Below are 14785 nucleotides of genomic sequence, written 5' to 3' on the forward strand. Positions count from 1 at the left end.
TAGGAAGCGCTTGCTCGATGGGCAGAGGCGGGCGCGTCGCGTACGGCGTTCGGGGTACCGGCCGGGAGGAACGGGGCCGATGGGAGCGTGTGCGTGGGTGGTTCAGCCCGCGTACGGGTCCGGCACCTTGCCCGGCCTGGCCAGGAAGGCGAAGTCGCAGCCGGTGTCGGCCTGCGTGATCTGCTCGCTGTAGAGCGCTCCGTAGCCGCGCTCGTACCGCTCGGGCGGTGGCGACCACTCGGCCCGCCGTCGCGACAACTCGGCTTCCCCGACGTTGAGTTGCAGGGATCGCGCCTCGACGTCGAGCGTGATCGTGTCGCCGGTGCGCACCAGGGCGAGCGGTCCGCCGACGTACGACTCGGGTGCCACGTGCAGGACGCAGGTGCCGTAACTCGTGCCGCTCATGCGGGCGTCGGAGATCCGCACCATGTCCCGGACCCCCTGCTTCAGCAGATGGTCGGGGATCGGCAGCATGCCGTACTCGGGCATGCCGGGGCCGCCCTTGGGGCCGGCGTTGCGCAGCACCAGCACGCTGTCGGCGGTGATGCCGAGGCCGGGGTCGTTGATGGTCCGCTGCATGGTCCGGTAGTCGTCGAAGACGACGGCGGGACCGGTGTGCTTGAGCAGCTGCGGCTCGGCGGCGATGTGCTTGATGACGGCTCCGTCGGGGCAGAGGTTGCCGCGCAGGACGGCGACCCCGCCCTCCGCCGCGACCGGGTTCCGCCGGGTGCGGATGACGTCGTCGTCGTGCACCGAGGCGGTCGCGAGCTGCTCGCGCAGGCTGTCGTGCGACACGGTCGGCCGGTCCAGGTGCAGCAGATCGGTGATCCGGGACAGGAAGCCGGGCAGTCCGCCGGCGAAGTGGAAGTCCTCCATGAGGTGCGGGCCGCCGCCGGGGCGGACGTTGGCGAGCACCGGCACGGTCCGGGCGATCCGGTCGAAGTCGTCGAGGGTGAGCGTGACGCCGGCCCGTCCGGCCATGGCGATGAGGTGGATGACGGCGTTGGTGGAGCCGCCGAGGCCGAGCACGGTCGTCACGGCGTCCGCGAAGGCGTCCGCGGTGAGGATGTCGGACAACTTGCGGTCCCTGCGGACGAGTTCGACGATCCGGAGGCCCGAGGCCGCGGCCATGCGGTCGTGGCCGGAGTCGACGGCGGGGATGCTGGACGCCCCGGGGACGGTGACGCCGAGCACCTCGGCGGCGGCGGTGAGCGTGGACGCCGTGCCCATGGTCATGCAGTGGCCGGGCGAACGGGCGAGCCCGCTCTCCAGTTCGGCCATCTCGCAGTCCCCGATGAGGCCGGCGCGCTTGTCGTCCCAGTACTTCCACATGTCGGTGCCGGAGCCGAGGACCTCGTTGCGCCAGTGGCCCGGCAGCATCGGTCCGGCGGGCACGAAGACGGCCGGCAGGTCGACGGAGGCGGCGCCCATCAGCAGGGCGGGGGTGGACTTGTCGCACCCGCCCATCAGCACCGCGCCGTCCACCGGGTAGGAACGGAGCAGTTCCTCGGTCTCCAGCGCGAGCAGGTTGCGGTAGAGCATCGGGGTCGGCTTCTGGAAGGTCTCGCTCAGGGTGGAGACCGGGAACTCCAGCGGGAAGCCCCCGGCCTGCCACACTCCCCGCTTCACGGCCTGCGCCCGGTCCCGCAGGTGCACATGACAGGGGTTGATGTCGGACCAGGTGTTGAGGATCGCGACGACCGGCTTGCCCAGGTGCTCCTCGGGCAGGTAGCCGAGCTGGCGCGTGCGGGCCCGGTGGCTGAACGAGCGCAGGCCCTCGGTGCCGTACCACTGGTGGCTTCTGAGATCCTCCGGGCGTTTCATATGGACCACCCCGCGGCGATGGCGGCGACCTCGGACCGCTCGGACTCGGGCAGCGGCTTGCTCGGCGCCCGGACCTCGCGGCGGCACAGGCCGAGCGAGGCGAGGGCCTCCTTGACCACGGTCACGTTGTTCGCGGAGCCGTCGGCGGCCCGCAGCTCCTCGAAGCGGCGGATCTGCTCCCACACCTTCATGGCGGCCGGGTAGTCACCGGACCGAAGCGCCTCGATCATGTTCAGCGACACGGCCGGGGCCACGTTCACCAGGCCGGAGGTGAACCCGGTGGCGCCCGCCGAGAAGTACGAGGGCGCGTACGGCTCGGCCAGCCCCGCCACCCACACGAAGCGTTCGAGGCCGGCGTCCCGGGCGAACGCCGCGAAGCGCGCCGCGTCCGGGACGGCGTACTTCACACCGACGACGTTCGGGCAGGCATCCGCGAGTTCGGCGAGCCGCGCACCCGGGAGCAGCGGATTGCGCAGGTACGGAACGACGCCCAGTTCGGGTACCGCCTCGGCGATGGCCCGGTGGTAGTCGACCCAGCCCCCGTCGGACACGTACGGGTGCACGGGCTGATGGACCATCACCAGCTGTGCGCCCAGGTCGCGGGCGTGCCGTGCAGAGGCGACGGCGGTCGGCACGTCGTGGCCGACGCCCACCAGGACGGCGGCGCGCTCCCCCGCCTCCTCGACCGTCAACTCTGTCACCAGCGCCCGTTCTTCGGGAGTGAGGGCGTAGAACTCGCCGGTGTTGCCGTTCGGGGTCAAGGTGCGGACGCCGCCGTCGAGCAGCCGGCGCAGCAGGACCCGGTGGGTGTCGCGGTCGATCGTGCCGTCCTCGGCGAACGGGGTCACCGGGATCGCCACGACCTCGGCGAGGGCCGCCCGCTGGGTCTCGTACGTCGCCGTCATTCCTGACCGTCCTCTCCCTGGGCCCCGGGAAAGGCCCGTTGCACGAACGACGCGATGTGCGCGTGGAGGGCGCTCGCCGCGCCGTCGGCGTCACCGTCGAGGGCGAGCCGCAGGATCTCGCGGTGCTCGTGCGCCTCGCGCTCCCAGGACGGGTCGGCGGCCCAGGCCACGGCGGAGACCAGGGCGGCCTGGTCCCGGACCTCGTCCAGCATCCGGCCGAGCAGCGGGTTGCCGCAGGAGACGTACAGGGCGCGGTGGAACTCCCGGTTGGCCAGGGAGCGTTCGGCGGTGTCGGAGGCGTCGTCGGAGCGGCCGAGGGCGTCGCGGGCCGCGTCCAGGGAGGCCCCGCGCCGCACCGCCCGCCGCAGCGCCTCCGGCTCCAGCAGCAGCCGCACGTCGTACACCTCGCGCGCCATGTCCGCGTCCACCATGCGCACCGTGACGCCCTTGTACTGGTTCATCACGACGAGCCCGGTGCCGGCCAGGGTCTTGAGCGCCTCGCGCACGGGGGTCTTCGACACCCCGAACCGTGCGGCGAGTTCGGTCTCGACCAGAGCCTGGCCCGGGGTCAACTGCCCGGTCAGGATGCGGTGTTTGATCCCCTCCAGCACGTACTGCGTGCGGGACGGGATCGGTATGGGCACAGAGGTCATGCGCGCCTCTCGGATCTCACATGCGGATCGCGTACATCTGATCTCGCGTATCGCGTCTCATATATGACGTACGAAGTACGACGCGTTGAAGCTAGAAGCGCGCCCCTGTTTCGTCAACGCTTCCGGCAAAAGAAGTTGGGATTGCCCCGGTGCCGCCCGGCTCTCTCACAGGGTCCGGACGTCGCCTTCGCGAGCCGTGCCGGTGCGGCCCCCGAACGCGGCCGCGGCCCGCTCGGTGGCGCGCTCGCGGGTGAGGGCGGGGCCGACGTGGGTGATCAGCAGCTCGCCCGCACCCGCGTGCCGGGCGGCCGCTCCGGCGTCCTCCGGCGTGAGGTGGACCCGCGGCCCCTGTTCGCCTTCGCGATGCCGGTCGAGGTCGGCCTCGCAGAGGAACACGTCGGCTCCGTCGGCGAGTCGGGCGAGCGCCGCGCAGGGGCCGCTGTCCCCCGAGTACGCGAGGACGCTTCCCCCGCACTCCGCGCGCAGCCCGTACGCCTCGGTGTCGTGCACGACCGCGCGACTGGTCAGCCGGAGCCCCCCGAAACGCGCCTCGTGCCCGTCCGTGAGCACTCCGAAGTCGAGGATCCCGTCCAGGAAGCCGGTGTCGGGCCGCCCGAGGAGTCCGGCGAGCCGCCGCGCGCACGGCTCGGGCGCGAGGACGGGAACGGGCCGCCGCGGGGTGAGCCCGCCGTGGGCGAGGCCGTACACGGCGGAGAGCAGGTCGGCGCAGTGGTCCGCGTGCAGGTGCGAGATCCAGATCGCGCTCAGCCGCGCCGGATCGGTGTGCCTCTGCAACTCCGCGAACGTGCCGGGTCCCGCGTCCACCCACACCTCGGCGCCGCCGCCGCGAAGCAGATACCCGGAGCAGGGTCGCCCGGGCCCCGGATGCGGGGAGGCGGTGCCGAGGACGGTGAGGGTGAGCGCCATACGGCGAGCGTACGGAACACCGTGTCGGAGGCGTGCGAGGGCGAGCGCCGGGCCCCGGCAGCGGCACTTCCGACGGGACGCCCACGTCTGCAGCGCCGTGCCCGTGAAGGGGCGTTGCGGGCACAGGCGCCTGGGACGGGCAGGTCGCCGGACTCCCCGCCGCGGAGGGAGGCCCACCGGCCGGTGGGCGGGGTTCCTACGGCTTCCAGGCGGGGTCGCGGCCGGTCAGGCCGAGCGTCCGGGCGAGCAGCGGCGCGTCGTCCGGTACGGCCACGACGGGCCCGAAGATGCCGTCCCCGCCTTCCGGGTCCGCCGCCGCGGCGACGAATCCGTGCGCCGCTCGCAGGGCCGCCCCGTCGGGCTCGTACTCCTGTCCGGTGGCCCGCGCCAGGTCCCAGCCGTGCACGACGAGTTCGTCGGCCAGGACGGCGGCGGCGACCGGGCCGGACAGGTCCACCCCGCCCGCCCGGGTGGCGCCGGTCCAGGCGGCCGGGTCGCGCCAGGCCTCGGCGAGTTCGTCCAGGGCCTTCGGCAGCGCCTCGCGCCAGTCGGGCCCGATGTCGGGCACGGCGGAGTCCGGGCTGGTGTCCGTGGTGGCCCCGAAGTCCTTGCGCGCGGCGTCCCGGAAGGCGACGGACAGCCCGAGCAGATGGCCCAGGAGATGGTGCACCGCGTACTCCGGACAGGGTGTGCCGCCGGCGAGCTGCTCGTCGCGCACCTCCGCCGCCAGACGGGCCACGATCCCGGCCTGCGGTCCCAGGTCGAACATGGTGTCGGTCATCCACATCTCCTCCGAAGGCGTCTCCACTCCTGAGGTAGACCGGCGGCGGCTGCGAAAGTCATCGCCGCCGGGGTGCTCCGTGCACCGGCCCGCGAGAGGGGATCCCCATGAAAGCGATCGTTCAGGATGTCTACGGCCCCGTCGACGTCCTGGAACTGCGGGACATCGACCGTCCCGTACCCGGCGACGACGAGGTACTGGTCGAGGTGCGGGCCGCCGGAGTCGACCCGAGCGTGTGGCACCTGATGACGGGCCGCCCCTACGTGGCCCGTGTCGCCCTCGGGCTGCGCCGGCCGAAGAACCCGGTCCGGGGCTGGGACGGCGCAGGGCGCGTCGCGTCGGTCGGCGCGCAGGTGACCGGCCTGAAACCGGGCGACGAGGTCTTCGGCACCTGCGAGGGCGCCTTCGCCGAATACACCCGCGCCAGAGCCGACCGGCTGGTCCTCAAGCCGCCGAACCTCACCTTCGAGCAGGCCGCCGCGCTGCCCGTCTCGGGCCAGACCGCCCTGCAGGCGCTGCGCGGCACGGCCCGCCCGCAGCCGGGTGCGAAGGTGCTCGTCATCGGCGCCTCCGGCGGGGTGGGGAGTTTCGCCGTGCAGCTCGCCGCGGGGGTGTACGGGGCCGAGGTCACCGGGGTCTGCGGCCCCAGAGGCGCCGACCTCGTCCGCTCGCTGGGGGCCACCGAGGTCGTCGACTACACCCGCGAGGACGTCACCGAGCGCCGCACACGCTACGACGTCATCCTCGACGTGGCCGGCAACCGCCCGCTGCCGCACCTGCGCCGCATCCTGGCCCCGCGCGGCACCCTGGTGATCGCCGGCGGCGAGGGCGGTGGCCCGTGGCTCGGCGGGCTCGACCGCCAGCTGCGCGCCGTCCTGCTGTCGCCCTTCGTCCGCCAGAACCTCCGCAACCTGATGTCGGTCTCCCGACGCGAGGACCTGCTCGTCCTGAGGGAACTGGCCGAGAGCGGCCGGATCACTCCGGCCGTCGACCGCACGTACCCCCTGCCGGAAGCCGCCGACGCCGTACGCCATCTGACGGACGGTCATCCCCGGGGCAAGCTCGTCGTCACCGTCCCGCCGGCCGCGTAGGGCCGTCGTCCGCCCCGGGCGCCCCGGCGGACCCCCGGGTCCCGCCGCGGGCTCACGCGGGCCGGGCGAGCGCCTCCCGCACGAGCCCCAGGTCCTCGTCGGACGCCAGCCCCGCGTGGTACAGGCGCACTTCGGTGGCCCCGAGCCCGGCCGCCCGTTCCACGTCCGCGCCGAGCGTGGCGGGACTTCCCCCCATGCCGCTCACCACGGTGAGGTTGGCCGCCAGGACGCGGTCCGCGACGCGCCGCTCGGCGAACGGGGTCAGCAGCCCGGGCCCTCCGGTGCAGGGGACGACCACGCCGTCGGCGACCGACAGGATGTGCCCCGGGTCCACTCCCGCGTTCGCTCCGCAGTGGTACGGCACCGGATCCGCGTGGAGCAGGATCCGGAAGCCCGCGGGGGCGGCGGCGCGCACGGCCGCGACGGTCCCGGACTGGAGCGACCGTGCGACGGAGTCCCGCCACGACCGCGTCGCCGCGGCAGGTTCGCCGCCGAGGAGCTTCTCCACCGCTTCCCAGCCCCCGCCGGGTGCCTCGCCCCGCCACACCGGCTCCAGGGCGCGCCGTACCGCGGCGGCGGTTCCGTCCGGGTCCAGCCCCTGCTCCGCGTACCCCGCACGGCACGTGGGGCAGAAGCACAGCGACATCAGGTACTGCCCGGCCTCGCCGAGACCCACTCCCGCCGTCTTGTCGTGGGCGTGGAGGTGGGCGAGCCCGTACCAGCCGAGGGACTCCAGCTCGGTGCCGGCGGCGCCCGGCCGCACCGCCGCCTCCACGGCGAGGTCGGTGAGGTGTTCGCGGACGTCGGCCCGGGCGACGCAGGGGGCCCACGGATAGCGGTCCCCGTAGGCGTTGACCACGGAGGTGTCCGGGAACTCCTCGCCCAGACGGGAGTTGTGCGCGAGGACGACCCAGGTGTGCACGTCGAGCCCTGCCCCGGCCAGGGTCCCCGCGGCCTCCCCCCAGGCATCCCCGGGCGCCCAGTCCCCGGCCGGGTACGGCCGCAGCCGACGCCCCTCCCACCGCGCGGCGTCCGGCGGGTACAGCACGGCGGCGTGCGAGGCGGTGACGATGCGGTGGCGGGGGTGCCGCGGGGTCAGGGCGCGGGTGGAGTGGTAGGCGGAGGCGAGCGTCGCCTGCTGCACTCCGAGGCCCGCGATGCGGGCCGGGGCCTCGGGGTCCCCGTTGACGTCCCACGGGTAGACGAACGCCGACGCCCGCAGCCGCGTCCGGCCGCCCGGCGCGGTCACGAGCCCTCCTCGATCAGGGCGTGACCGCGTTCGATCAGCCGGGCGAGCTGCTTGACGTGCTCCTCGGCCGGCTCGTGCAGCGGCGGCCGCACCTCGCCCACGTCGAGCCCGCGCAGCCGTACCCCCGCCTTGACCAGGGAGACGGCGTACCCGCGGCCCAGGGCACGGAGATCGACGAACGGCCGGTAGAAGCCGTCGACCAGGCGGTTCGCGGTGACGTCGTCGCCGGTGTTCAGCGCGGTGTGGAACGCGAGCGCGATCTCCGGGGCGAAGCAGAAGACGGCGGAGGAGTAGAGGGTGATGCCGATCCCGCGGTAGGCGAGGCCGGTGAGTTCGGCGGTCGGCAGCCCGTTGAAGTACAGGAAGTCGTCCGGGATCTCGCTGCGCACCGCGCTCACGATGCGCTGCATCAGGTCCAGATCGCCCAGGCCGTCCTTGAAGCCGATGATCCCGTCGGTGCGGGCCAGCTCGACGACCGTCTCGGGGGTGAACACGGCGTTGTCGCGCTGGTAGACGACGATGCCGAGCGGGGTCGCGGCGGCGAGTTCGCGGTAGTGCCGCAGCAGGCCCTCCTGTCCCGCGACGACGAGGTACGGCGGCATGGCGAGCAGTCCGTCCGCGCCGGCCTCCTCGGCGAGCCGCGCGAAGCGGACGGCGAGGGCGGTGCCGTACCCGGCGCCCGCGATCACCGGCACCCGCCCTTCCGCCGCCTCCACGGCCGCCCGCACGCACTGCTCGAACTCCTCGGGCGCGAGCGCGTGGAACTCCCCCGTGCCGCAGCACGCGAAGACCGCCGCGGCACCCGCCTGGACACCGTGGCGCACGTGCTCGCGGTAGACCCCTAGGTCGACGGAGCCGTCGGGGCCGTACGCGGTGACGGGGAAGAACAACGGGCCGCTGGGGGCACGCAGTCGGGCGGCGAGCGGGGCTGGCGTCACGGGCTCTCCCTGAACAGGCACGGCGCCCGGCGCGCCGCGCCGTCTCCGGCGCTCAGGCACACACCACACAGTGCACGTCTCTGATCCACGTCTATATTTCTGAACACACCCACGCTAAAGCGCGACCTCGGGGCCGGTCAAGCACGCAAACCCGCAACACAGAGGCGGATTGCGCGCCTCCGCGCGACACTTGACGCGGGGCGCCGGAGATCCCTAGCGTGTCCACGAATGTGAATGCCGTACACGCATACGCATGCCCTGCGGCTGCCGATGCAAGGAGACCCGAGGATGCCCGCTCCCCGCACCGTTCTGCTCACCGGCGCCGCCGGCGGACTCGGCACCCTGATGCGCGGGCTGCTTCCGCGGTACGGGTACGAACTGCGCCTCCTCGACCTGCTCCCCGTGGCCGGCGAGCCCGACGCGATCACCGCGGACCTCTCCGACCGGGTGGCCCTGCGCGAGGCGGTCCGGGGCGTCGACGCGATCATCCACCTGGCGGGCATCTCCCTGGAAGCCTCCTTCGACAAGATCCTCAAGGCGAACATCGAGGGCACGTACAACCTCTACGAGGCGGCCCTGGAGGAAGGCGTCGGCCGGATCGTCTTCGCCTCCTCCAACCACGCCGTCGGCTTCACACCGCGACCCCGGGGCGACGCCCCCTTCGCACCCGAGGCGCTGATCCCCGTCGACACCCCGCGCCGCCCGGACACCTTCTACGGCCTGTCCAAGTCCTTCGGCGAGGACCTCGCCCAGTTCTACTGGGACAAGCACGGCCTGGAGACGGTCTCCGTGCGCATCGGCTCCTGCTTCACCGAGCCCACCAGCGTCCGCATGCTGTCCGTCTGGATGAGCCCCGAGGACGGCGCCCGGCTCTTCCACGCCGCCCTGACCGCCGGGGACGTCGGGCACACCGTCGTCTACGGCTCGTCCGCCAACACCCGTCTGTGGTGGGACCTCACGACCGCCCGGGCGCTGGGCTACGAGCCGCAGGACGACTCCGAGCCGTACGCCGCGAAGCTCGTCGCCGAACAGGGCGAGCTCGACCCGGACAACCCGGACCACGCGCGCCTCGGCGGCCACTTCGTCACGAACCCGCCGATCTGGCCGCACTGACACGGCGGGCGGAAGCGCACCGAGGGGCGGGCGGGCACCGAACGGGCCCGCCCGCCGCGCTGTCCGGGCACGGGGACTGCCCGATCACACTCCCTCCCGGGCTCCGCCGCAGGTCCGGCACGGTCAACCGGCCTGCGAAACGGGCACAGCCGGGCAGCATCGGGCAGGCAACAGGCCTGGTCAGTGACCGGAACCCGCTGTAGAACTTCCCACGTGGGCCGAACGGGGCCCGAACGGGCAGTGCAGCAGGGCGCACAGGGAGCAGGTGACGGTGATGACCGCGGAGGAACGGCAGCGCGAGATCGTCCGGGCAGCGCGCCGCGCCGGCGCGGTGGACGTCACCGTACTCGCCGCCGAACTGGGCGTCGCCAAGGAAACCGTCCGGCGCGACCTGCGGACCCTGGAGGATCACGGTCTGGTGCGGCGCACCCACGGCGGCGCCTATCCGGTGGAGAGCGCCGGCTTCGAGACGACGCTCGCCTTCCGCACCACCAGCCACGTCCCCGAGAAGCGCCGGATCGCCTCGGCCGCGGCCGGGTTGCTCGGGGACGCCGAGACGGTCTTCATCGACGAGGGATTCACCCCGCAGCTCATCGCCGAGGCACTGCCCAAGGACCGGCCGCTGACCGTGGTCACCGCCTCACTGGCCACGGCCGGCGCCCTGGCCGAGGCCGACAACACCGGCGTCCTGCTGCTCGGCGGCAGGGTCCGGCCCGGCACCCTCGCCACCGTCGACCACTGGACGACGAAGATGCTCGCCGGCTTCGTCATCGACCTCGCCTTCATCGGGGCCAACGGCATCTCCCGCGAACACGGCCTCACCACCCCCGACCCGGCGGTCAGCGAGGTCAAGGCACAGGCCATCCGGGCCGCCCGGCGCACCGTCTTCGCCGGCGTGCACACCAAGTTCGGAGCGGTCAGCTTCTGCCGGTTCGCCGACATCAGCGCGCTGGAGGCGATCGTCACCAGCACGCTGCTCCCCTCCTCCGAGGCCCAGCGCTACTCGCTCCAGGGCCCGCAGGTCATCCGCGTCTGACCACCCGCCGACCGCTCGGCGCGCCGGCGCGGCCCCGCCCTCCCCCGGGCATCCCCCACCCTTTTCCATCCCTTATCTCCCCATACGTCCAGGAGCGATCCATGCGAACCCAGAGCCGACGGAGGCCGCGCACGCTTGCCGCGGTCGCCGCAGGGACGCTGCTCGCCCCGCTGCTCTCCGGCTGCTGGGCCGGGGCGGGCGGAGCCGGTTCCGGCGGCAACTCCATCAACGTCCTGATGGTCAACAACCCGCAGATGGTCGAACTGCAGAAGCTCACCGCCGCGCACTTCACCAAGGAGACCGGCATCAAGGTGAACTTCACCGTCCTGCCGGAGAACGACGTCCGCGACAAGATCAGCCAGGACTTCGCCAACCAGGCCGGGCAGTACGACGTCGCCACCCTGAGCAACTACGAGATACCGATCTACGCCAGGAACGGCTGGCTGCACGAGATGGACTCGTACGTCGCCGAGGACCCCGCGTACGACGAGCAGGACGTCCTGAAGCCGATGCGGCAGTCCCTGACCGCCGACGACGGCAAGCTCTACGGGCAGCCCTTCTACGGCGAGTCCTCCTTCCTGATGTACCGCAAGGACGTGTTCGCCGCGAAGGGCCTGAAGATGCCCGCGCGTCCCACCTGGCGGCAGGTGGCGGACCTCGCCGCGCAGGTGGACGGCGCCGAGTCCGGCATGCGCGGCATCTGCCTGCGCGGACTGCCCGGCTGGGGCGAGATCATGGCACCGCTCACGACGGTCGTGAACACCTTCGGCGGCACCTGGTTCGACAAGGACTGGACGGCACGCCTGGACTCCCCCGAGTTCGTCGAGGCGACGAAGTTCTATGTCGACCTGGTCCGCGCCCACGGCGAGTCCGGCGCCGCCCAGTCCGGTTTCGCCGAGTGCCTGAACAACCTCACCCAGGGCAAGACGGCCATGTGGTACGACGCCACCTCCGCCGCCGGCTCGCTGGAGTCGGCCAAGTCCCCGGTCAGGGGAAAGATCGGCTACGCGCCGGCGCCGGTGGAACGGACGAAGAGCTCCGGCTGGCTCTACACCTGGGCCTGGGGCATGCAGAAGGCCTCCCACAACCCGGACAAGGCCTGGAAGTTCGTGTCCTGGGCCTCCGGCAAGGAGTACGAGCAGCTCGTCGGGGACAAGGTCGGCTGGTCCGACGTCCCGGCCGGCAAGCGGGCCTCGACGTACACCAATCCCGCGTACCGCGAGGAGGCCTCGGCCTTCCAGGACATGACCCGGGCCGCCATCGAGGGCGCCCGGCCGAACGACCCGGGAGTGCAGCCGCGCCCCGCACCCGGCATCCAGTTCGTCGGCATCCCCGAGTTCACCGACCTCGGCACCAAGGTCTCCCAGGAGATCAGCGCGGCCGTCGCCGGACGCCAGTCCGTCGAGTCGGCCCTGAAGAAGTCCCAGCGGCTGGCCGAGCAGATCTCCGAGGAGTACGAGGGACGATGACCGCCACGACGACAGCCCCGATCGCCACCGCTCCCGCGAGCACCGCGCCCAGGCCCTCCGGCCGACTGCGCGCCTGGACCACCCGCGCCCCGCTGCTCCCCGCCCTGATCTTCATGATCGCCGTGACTCAACTCCCCTTCGTGGCGACGCTGGTGATCTCCTTCTTCGACTGGAACTCCCTCTATCCGAAGGCCCGCCACTTCACCGGTTTCGCCAACTACGCGGACGTGCTCACCGATCCGGACCTGCGCAAGTCGGTGCTCACGACCATCCTGCTGACCGCCGCCGTGGTCCTGGTCAGCCTGCTCGTGGGCCTCGGCCTCGCCCTGCTCATGGACCGCAGGTTCCGGGGCCGGGGCCTGGTCCGCACGCTGCTGATCGCACCGTTCCTGGTGGTCCCGGTGGCGGCCGCGCTCCTCTGGAAACATGTGCTCTACAACCCGGAGTACGGCCTCTTCAACGGGCTGCTGCACGCGGTGGGCGGACCCCAGCCCGACTGGATCTCCAGTACCCCGCTGCTGGCGGTCGAGGCCTCGCTGATCTGGCAGTGGACGCCGTTCATGATGCTGATCCTGCTGGCCGGGCTCCAGAGCCGCTCACCCGAGCAGATCGAGGCGGCCCGCGTCGACGGGGCGAGCGACTGGCAGGTCTTCCGCCATCTGACCCTGCCCCACCTGCGCCGCTACCTGGAGCTCGGCGCTCTGCTGGGCTCGATCTACATCGTGCAGAACTTCGACGCCGTCTTCACCATCACCTCGGGCGGCCTCGGCACCGCGAACCTTCCCTACACCGTCTACCAGAGCTTCTACCAGGCCCACGAGAACGGGCTGGCGTCCGCCGCCGGCGTCCTGGTCGTCATCGGCTCGATCATCATCGCGACCTTCGCCCTGCGCGTGGTGTCGTCCCTGTTCAGCGAGGAGGCGTCCCGCGCATGAGCGCCACCGCCGCACCCGTACGCAGCCGCCGTGCCCGCGGAACGGGCCTCGGCCTGATCGCCTGGCTGGCCGGACTCGTCTTCTTCCTGCCCATCGCCTGGATGGCCCTGACCTCCTTCCACTCCGAGTCGGACGCGGCGACCAACCCGCCGTCCTTCGCGGCCTCCCTGACCCTCGACGGCTACCGCGAGTTCTTCGGCTCCGGCGGCGGCGCCAGCCCCTGGCCGTCCCTGATCAACTCCGCTGTGGCGTCCGTGGTCTCCACCCTCTGCGTGCTGCTGCTGGCCCTGCCCGCGGCGTACGCGCTGTCGATCCGGCCGGTGAAGAAGTGGACGGACGTCCTGTTCTTCTTCCTCTCCACCAAGATGCTGCCGGTCGTCGCGGGCCTCCTGCCGATCTACCTGTTCGCGAAGAACACGGGACTGCTCGACAACATCTGGCTCCTGGTCGTCCTCTACACCTCCATGAACCTGCCGATCGCGGTGTGGATGATGCAGTCCTTCCTCGCCGAGGTCCCGGTCGCGGTCATCGAGGCCGCGCAGATCGACGGCGCGCGCCTGCCCACCGTCCTCGCCCGCATCGTGGCCCCGATCTCCGCCCCCGGCATCGCGGCCACCGCCCTGATCTGCTTCATCTTCAGCTGGAACGAGCTGCTGTTCGCCCGGGTGCTCACCGGGGTGGTGGCCGGAACGGCGCCTGTCTTCCTGACCGGTTTCATCACCAGCCAGGGGCTGTTCCTGGCGAAGGTGTGCGCCGCGTCGCTCGTGATCTCCCTGCCGGTGCTCGCCGCGGGGTTCGCCGCCCAGGACAAACTGGTCCAGGGCCTGTCGTTGGGAGCCGTGAAATGAAGGCCGCCGTCATCGAGTCCGTGGGCAGGGCCGTCGTCAGCGAGGTCCCGGACCCGACGCCGGGGGCCCGCGAGGTCGTGGTCGAGGTGGCGGCCTGCGGTCTGTGCGGCACCGATCTGCACATCCTCCAGGGCGAGTTCGCCCCGAAGCTGCCGATCGTGCCCGGGCACGAGTTCGCGGGCGAGGTGGTCGCGACCGGCACCGCCGTCACCGAGGTCTCGGTCGGCGACCGGGTCGCCGTCGACCCGTCCCTGTACTGCTACGAGTGCCGCCAGTGCCGCAACGGCCACAACAACCTCTGCGAACGCTGGGCCGCCATCGGCGTCACCACCGCGGGCGGCGCCGCCCAGTACGCGGTCGCCCCGGTGGCCAACTGCGTCAAGCTCCCCGACCACGTCCGCACCCAGGACGCCGCCCTCGTCGAACCGCTCTCCTGCGCCGTCCGCGGCTACGACGTCCTCAACTCCCGCCTCGGCGCACACGTCCTCATCTACGGCTCGGGCACCATGGGCCTGATGATGCTGGAGCTGGCCAAGCGCACGGGCGCGGCGAGCGTGGACGTGGTGGACCTCAACCAGCAGCGGCTGTCCACCGCCCAGCTGCTCGGCGTCTCCGCGTCGGCCACGAACGCCGACGAGCTGGACCGACCCCAGGGCTGGGACGTGGTCGTCGACGCGACGGGCAACGGCGCGGCGATCCAGGACGGCCTCGACCGGGTAGCGAAGGCCGGCACCTTCCTGCAGTTCGGCGTCGCCGACTACGCGACCCGCGTCACCATCGACCCGTACCGCATCTACAACCAGGAGATCACCATCACCGGATCGATGGCGGTCCTGCACAGCTTCGAACGCGCGGCCGAACTGTTCGCGAACGGTGTCCTCGACCCGGACGTGTTCATCAGCGACCGGCTGCCCCTGACGAGCTACCCGCAGGCGCTGGAGCAGTTCGCGGCGGGCGTGGGCCGCAAGATCGTGGTGACCCCGTAATCCGCTGTCGCCGGGCACGGCCGGGCGCTT

The 14785-nt window shown here is 72.2% G+C and carries 14 protein-coding genes; 7 read left to right on the forward strand and 7 right to left on the reverse strand.

The genetic code is table 11. From position 1 onward, the window contains the following. Positions 1-102: 102 nt before the first annotated feature. The 5 genes from araD to ACZ4NT_RS23580 all read right to left on the reverse strand — a co-directional run bounded on the left by araD (position 103) and on the right by ACZ4NT_RS23580 (position 5090). A complete protein-coding gene (araD, locus tag ACZ4NT_RS23560; protein WP_467727406.1) occupies positions 103-1824 on the reverse strand; it encodes an L-arabinonate dehydratase in 1722 nt (573 codons plus the stop codon). Beyond that, positions 1821-2729, reverse strand: coding sequence for a dihydrodipicolinate synthase family protein (locus ACZ4NT_RS23565; protein ID WP_121403746.1), 909 nt, complete (start codon positions 2727-2729; stop codon positions 1821-1823). The genes araD and ACZ4NT_RS23565 overlap by 4 nt, the downstream gene beginning before the upstream one ends. Next, positions 2726-3382 carry a GntR family transcriptional regulator gene (locus ACZ4NT_RS23570; protein WP_121403745.1) on the reverse strand — a complete coding sequence of 219 codons (657 nt, stop codon included), beginning with the start codon at positions 3380-3382 and terminating at the stop codon, positions 2726-2728. Before ACZ4NT_RS23570 ends, ACZ4NT_RS23565 begins: the two co-directional genes overlap by 4 nt. 165 nt (positions 3383-3547) lie before the next feature. After that, complete coding sequence (locus ACZ4NT_RS23575) at positions 3548-4309, reverse strand: MBL fold metallo-hydrolase (protein ID WP_467727409.1); 762 nt, start codon at positions 4307-4309, stop codon at positions 3548-3550. A 196-nt stretch (positions 4310-4505) separates the two neighbouring features. Further along, positions 4506-5090, reverse strand: coding sequence for a TIGR03086 family metal-binding protein (locus ACZ4NT_RS23580; RefSeq protein WP_467727411.1), 585 nt, complete (start codon positions 5088-5090; stop codon positions 4506-4508). Positions 5091-5197: 107 nt separating this feature from the next. On the opposite strand from ACZ4NT_RS23580, the gene ACZ4NT_RS23585 reads away from it, so the two are divergent. Beyond that, the gene (locus tag ACZ4NT_RS23585) at positions 5198-6181 is read left to right on the forward strand and encodes an NAD(P)-dependent alcohol dehydrogenase (RefSeq protein ID WP_467727413.1); all 984 of its coding nucleotides are present in this window, start codon (positions 5198-5200) and stop codon (positions 6179-6181) included. Between the two features lie 52 nt (positions 6182-6233). Here the strand turns inward: ACZ4NT_RS23585 and ACZ4NT_RS23590 are convergent, their stop codons facing one another. Next, positions 6234-7403, reverse strand: a complete 1170-nt coding sequence (locus tag ACZ4NT_RS23590) for a hypothetical protein (protein ID WP_467727517.1) — start codon at positions 7401-7403, stop codon at positions 6234-6236. A 23-nt stretch (positions 7404-7426) separates the two neighbouring features. After that, positions 7427-8368 (reverse strand): 5-dehydro-4-deoxyglucarate dehydratase, encoded by a 942-nt coding sequence (locus ACZ4NT_RS23595; protein WP_121403742.1) that lies wholly within the window; start codon positions 8366-8368, stop codon positions 7427-7429. Positions 8369-8656: 288 nt separating this feature from the next. Here ACZ4NT_RS23595 and ACZ4NT_RS23600 point away from each other — a divergent pair, with 288 nt between their 5' ends. The 6 genes from ACZ4NT_RS23600 (at position 8657) to ACZ4NT_RS23625 (ending at position 14755) form a co-directional block, all read left to right on the forward strand. Then, positions 8657-9481, forward strand: a complete 825-nt coding sequence (locus ACZ4NT_RS23600; protein WP_121403741.1) for an NAD-dependent epimerase/dehydratase family protein — start codon at positions 8657-8659, stop codon at positions 9479-9481. Between the two features lie 274 nt (positions 9482-9755). Further along, positions 9756-10517, forward strand: a complete 762-nt coding sequence (locus ACZ4NT_RS23605) for a DeoR/GlpR family DNA-binding transcription regulator (RefSeq protein WP_467727416.1) — start codon at positions 9756-9758, stop codon at positions 10515-10517. A 101-nt stretch (positions 10518-10618) separates the two neighbouring features. Beyond that, positions 10619-11986 (forward strand): ABC transporter substrate-binding protein, encoded by a 1368-nt coding sequence (locus ACZ4NT_RS23610; protein WP_467727418.1) that lies wholly within the window; start codon positions 10619-10621, stop codon positions 11984-11986. Beyond that, the gene (locus ACZ4NT_RS23615; RefSeq protein ID WP_467727420.1) at positions 11983-12921 is read left to right on the forward strand and encodes a carbohydrate ABC transporter permease; all 939 of its coding nucleotides are present in this window, start codon (positions 11983-11985) and stop codon (positions 12919-12921) included. The genes ACZ4NT_RS23610 and ACZ4NT_RS23615 overlap by 4 nt, the downstream gene beginning before the upstream one ends. Beyond that, positions 12918-13769 (forward strand): carbohydrate ABC transporter permease, encoded by an 852-nt coding sequence (locus ACZ4NT_RS23620; RefSeq protein WP_467727422.1) that lies wholly within the window; start codon positions 12918-12920, stop codon positions 13767-13769. Before ACZ4NT_RS23615 ends, ACZ4NT_RS23620 begins: the two co-directional genes overlap by 4 nt. Continuing rightward, the gene (locus tag ACZ4NT_RS23625) at positions 13766-14755 is read left to right on the forward strand and encodes a zinc-dependent alcohol dehydrogenase family protein (protein WP_467727424.1); all 990 of its coding nucleotides are present in this window, start codon (positions 13766-13768) and stop codon (positions 14753-14755) included. The genes ACZ4NT_RS23620 and ACZ4NT_RS23625 overlap by 4 nt, the downstream gene beginning before the upstream one ends. Positions 14756-14785: the final 30 nt, after the last annotated feature.

Source organism: Streptomyces sp. NPDC026417, assembly GCF_055567695.1.

Excerpts from the sequence above, each read along its gene's own strand:
- ACZ4NT_RS23615 (WP_467727420.1), top strand. The coding sequence starts at position 11,983 with ATGACCGCCACGACGACAGCCCCGATCGCCACCGCTCCCGCGAGCACC.
- ACZ4NT_RS23570 (WP_121403745.1), bottom strand. The coding sequence starts at position 3,382 with ATGACCTCTGTGCCCATACCGATCCCGTCCCGCACGCAGTACGTGCTG.
- ACZ4NT_RS23600 (WP_121403741.1), top strand. The coding sequence starts at position 8,657 with ATGCCCGCTCCCCGCACCGTTCTGCTCACCGGCGCCGCCGGCGGACTC.
- ACZ4NT_RS23580 (WP_467727411.1), bottom strand. The coding sequence starts at position 5,090 with ATGACCGACACCATGTTCGACCTGGGACCGCAGGCCGGGATCGTGGCC.
- ACZ4NT_RS23620 (WP_467727422.1), top strand. The coding sequence starts at position 12,918 with ATGAGCGCCACCGCCGCACCCGTACGCAGCCGCCGTGCCCGCGGAACG.
- ACZ4NT_RS23585 (WP_467727413.1), top strand. The coding sequence starts at position 5,198 with ATGAAAGCGATCGTTCAGGATGTCTACGGCCCCGTCGACGTCCTGGAA.
- ACZ4NT_RS23625 (WP_467727424.1), top strand. The coding sequence starts at position 13,766 with ATGAAGGCCGCCGTCATCGAGTCCGTGGGCAGGGCCGTCGTCAGCGAG.
- ACZ4NT_RS23610 (WP_467727418.1), top strand. The coding sequence starts at position 10,619 with ATGCGAACCCAGAGCCGACGGAGGCCGCGCACGCTTGCCGCGGTCGCC.
- ACZ4NT_RS23565 (WP_121403746.1), bottom strand. The coding sequence starts at position 2,729 with ATGACGGCGACGTACGAGACCCAGCGGGCGGCCCTCGCCGAGGTCGTG.
- ACZ4NT_RS23575 (WP_467727409.1), bottom strand. The coding sequence starts at position 4,309 with ATGGCGCTCACCCTCACCGTCCTCGGCACCGCCTCCCCGCATCCGGGG.
- araD (WP_467727406.1), bottom strand. The coding sequence starts at position 1,824 with ATGAAACGCCCGGAGGATCTCAGAAGCCACCAGTGGTACGGCACCGAG.
- ACZ4NT_RS23605 (WP_467727416.1), top strand. The coding sequence starts at position 9,756 with ATGACCGCGGAGGAACGGCAGCGCGAGATCGTCCGGGCAGCGCGCCGC.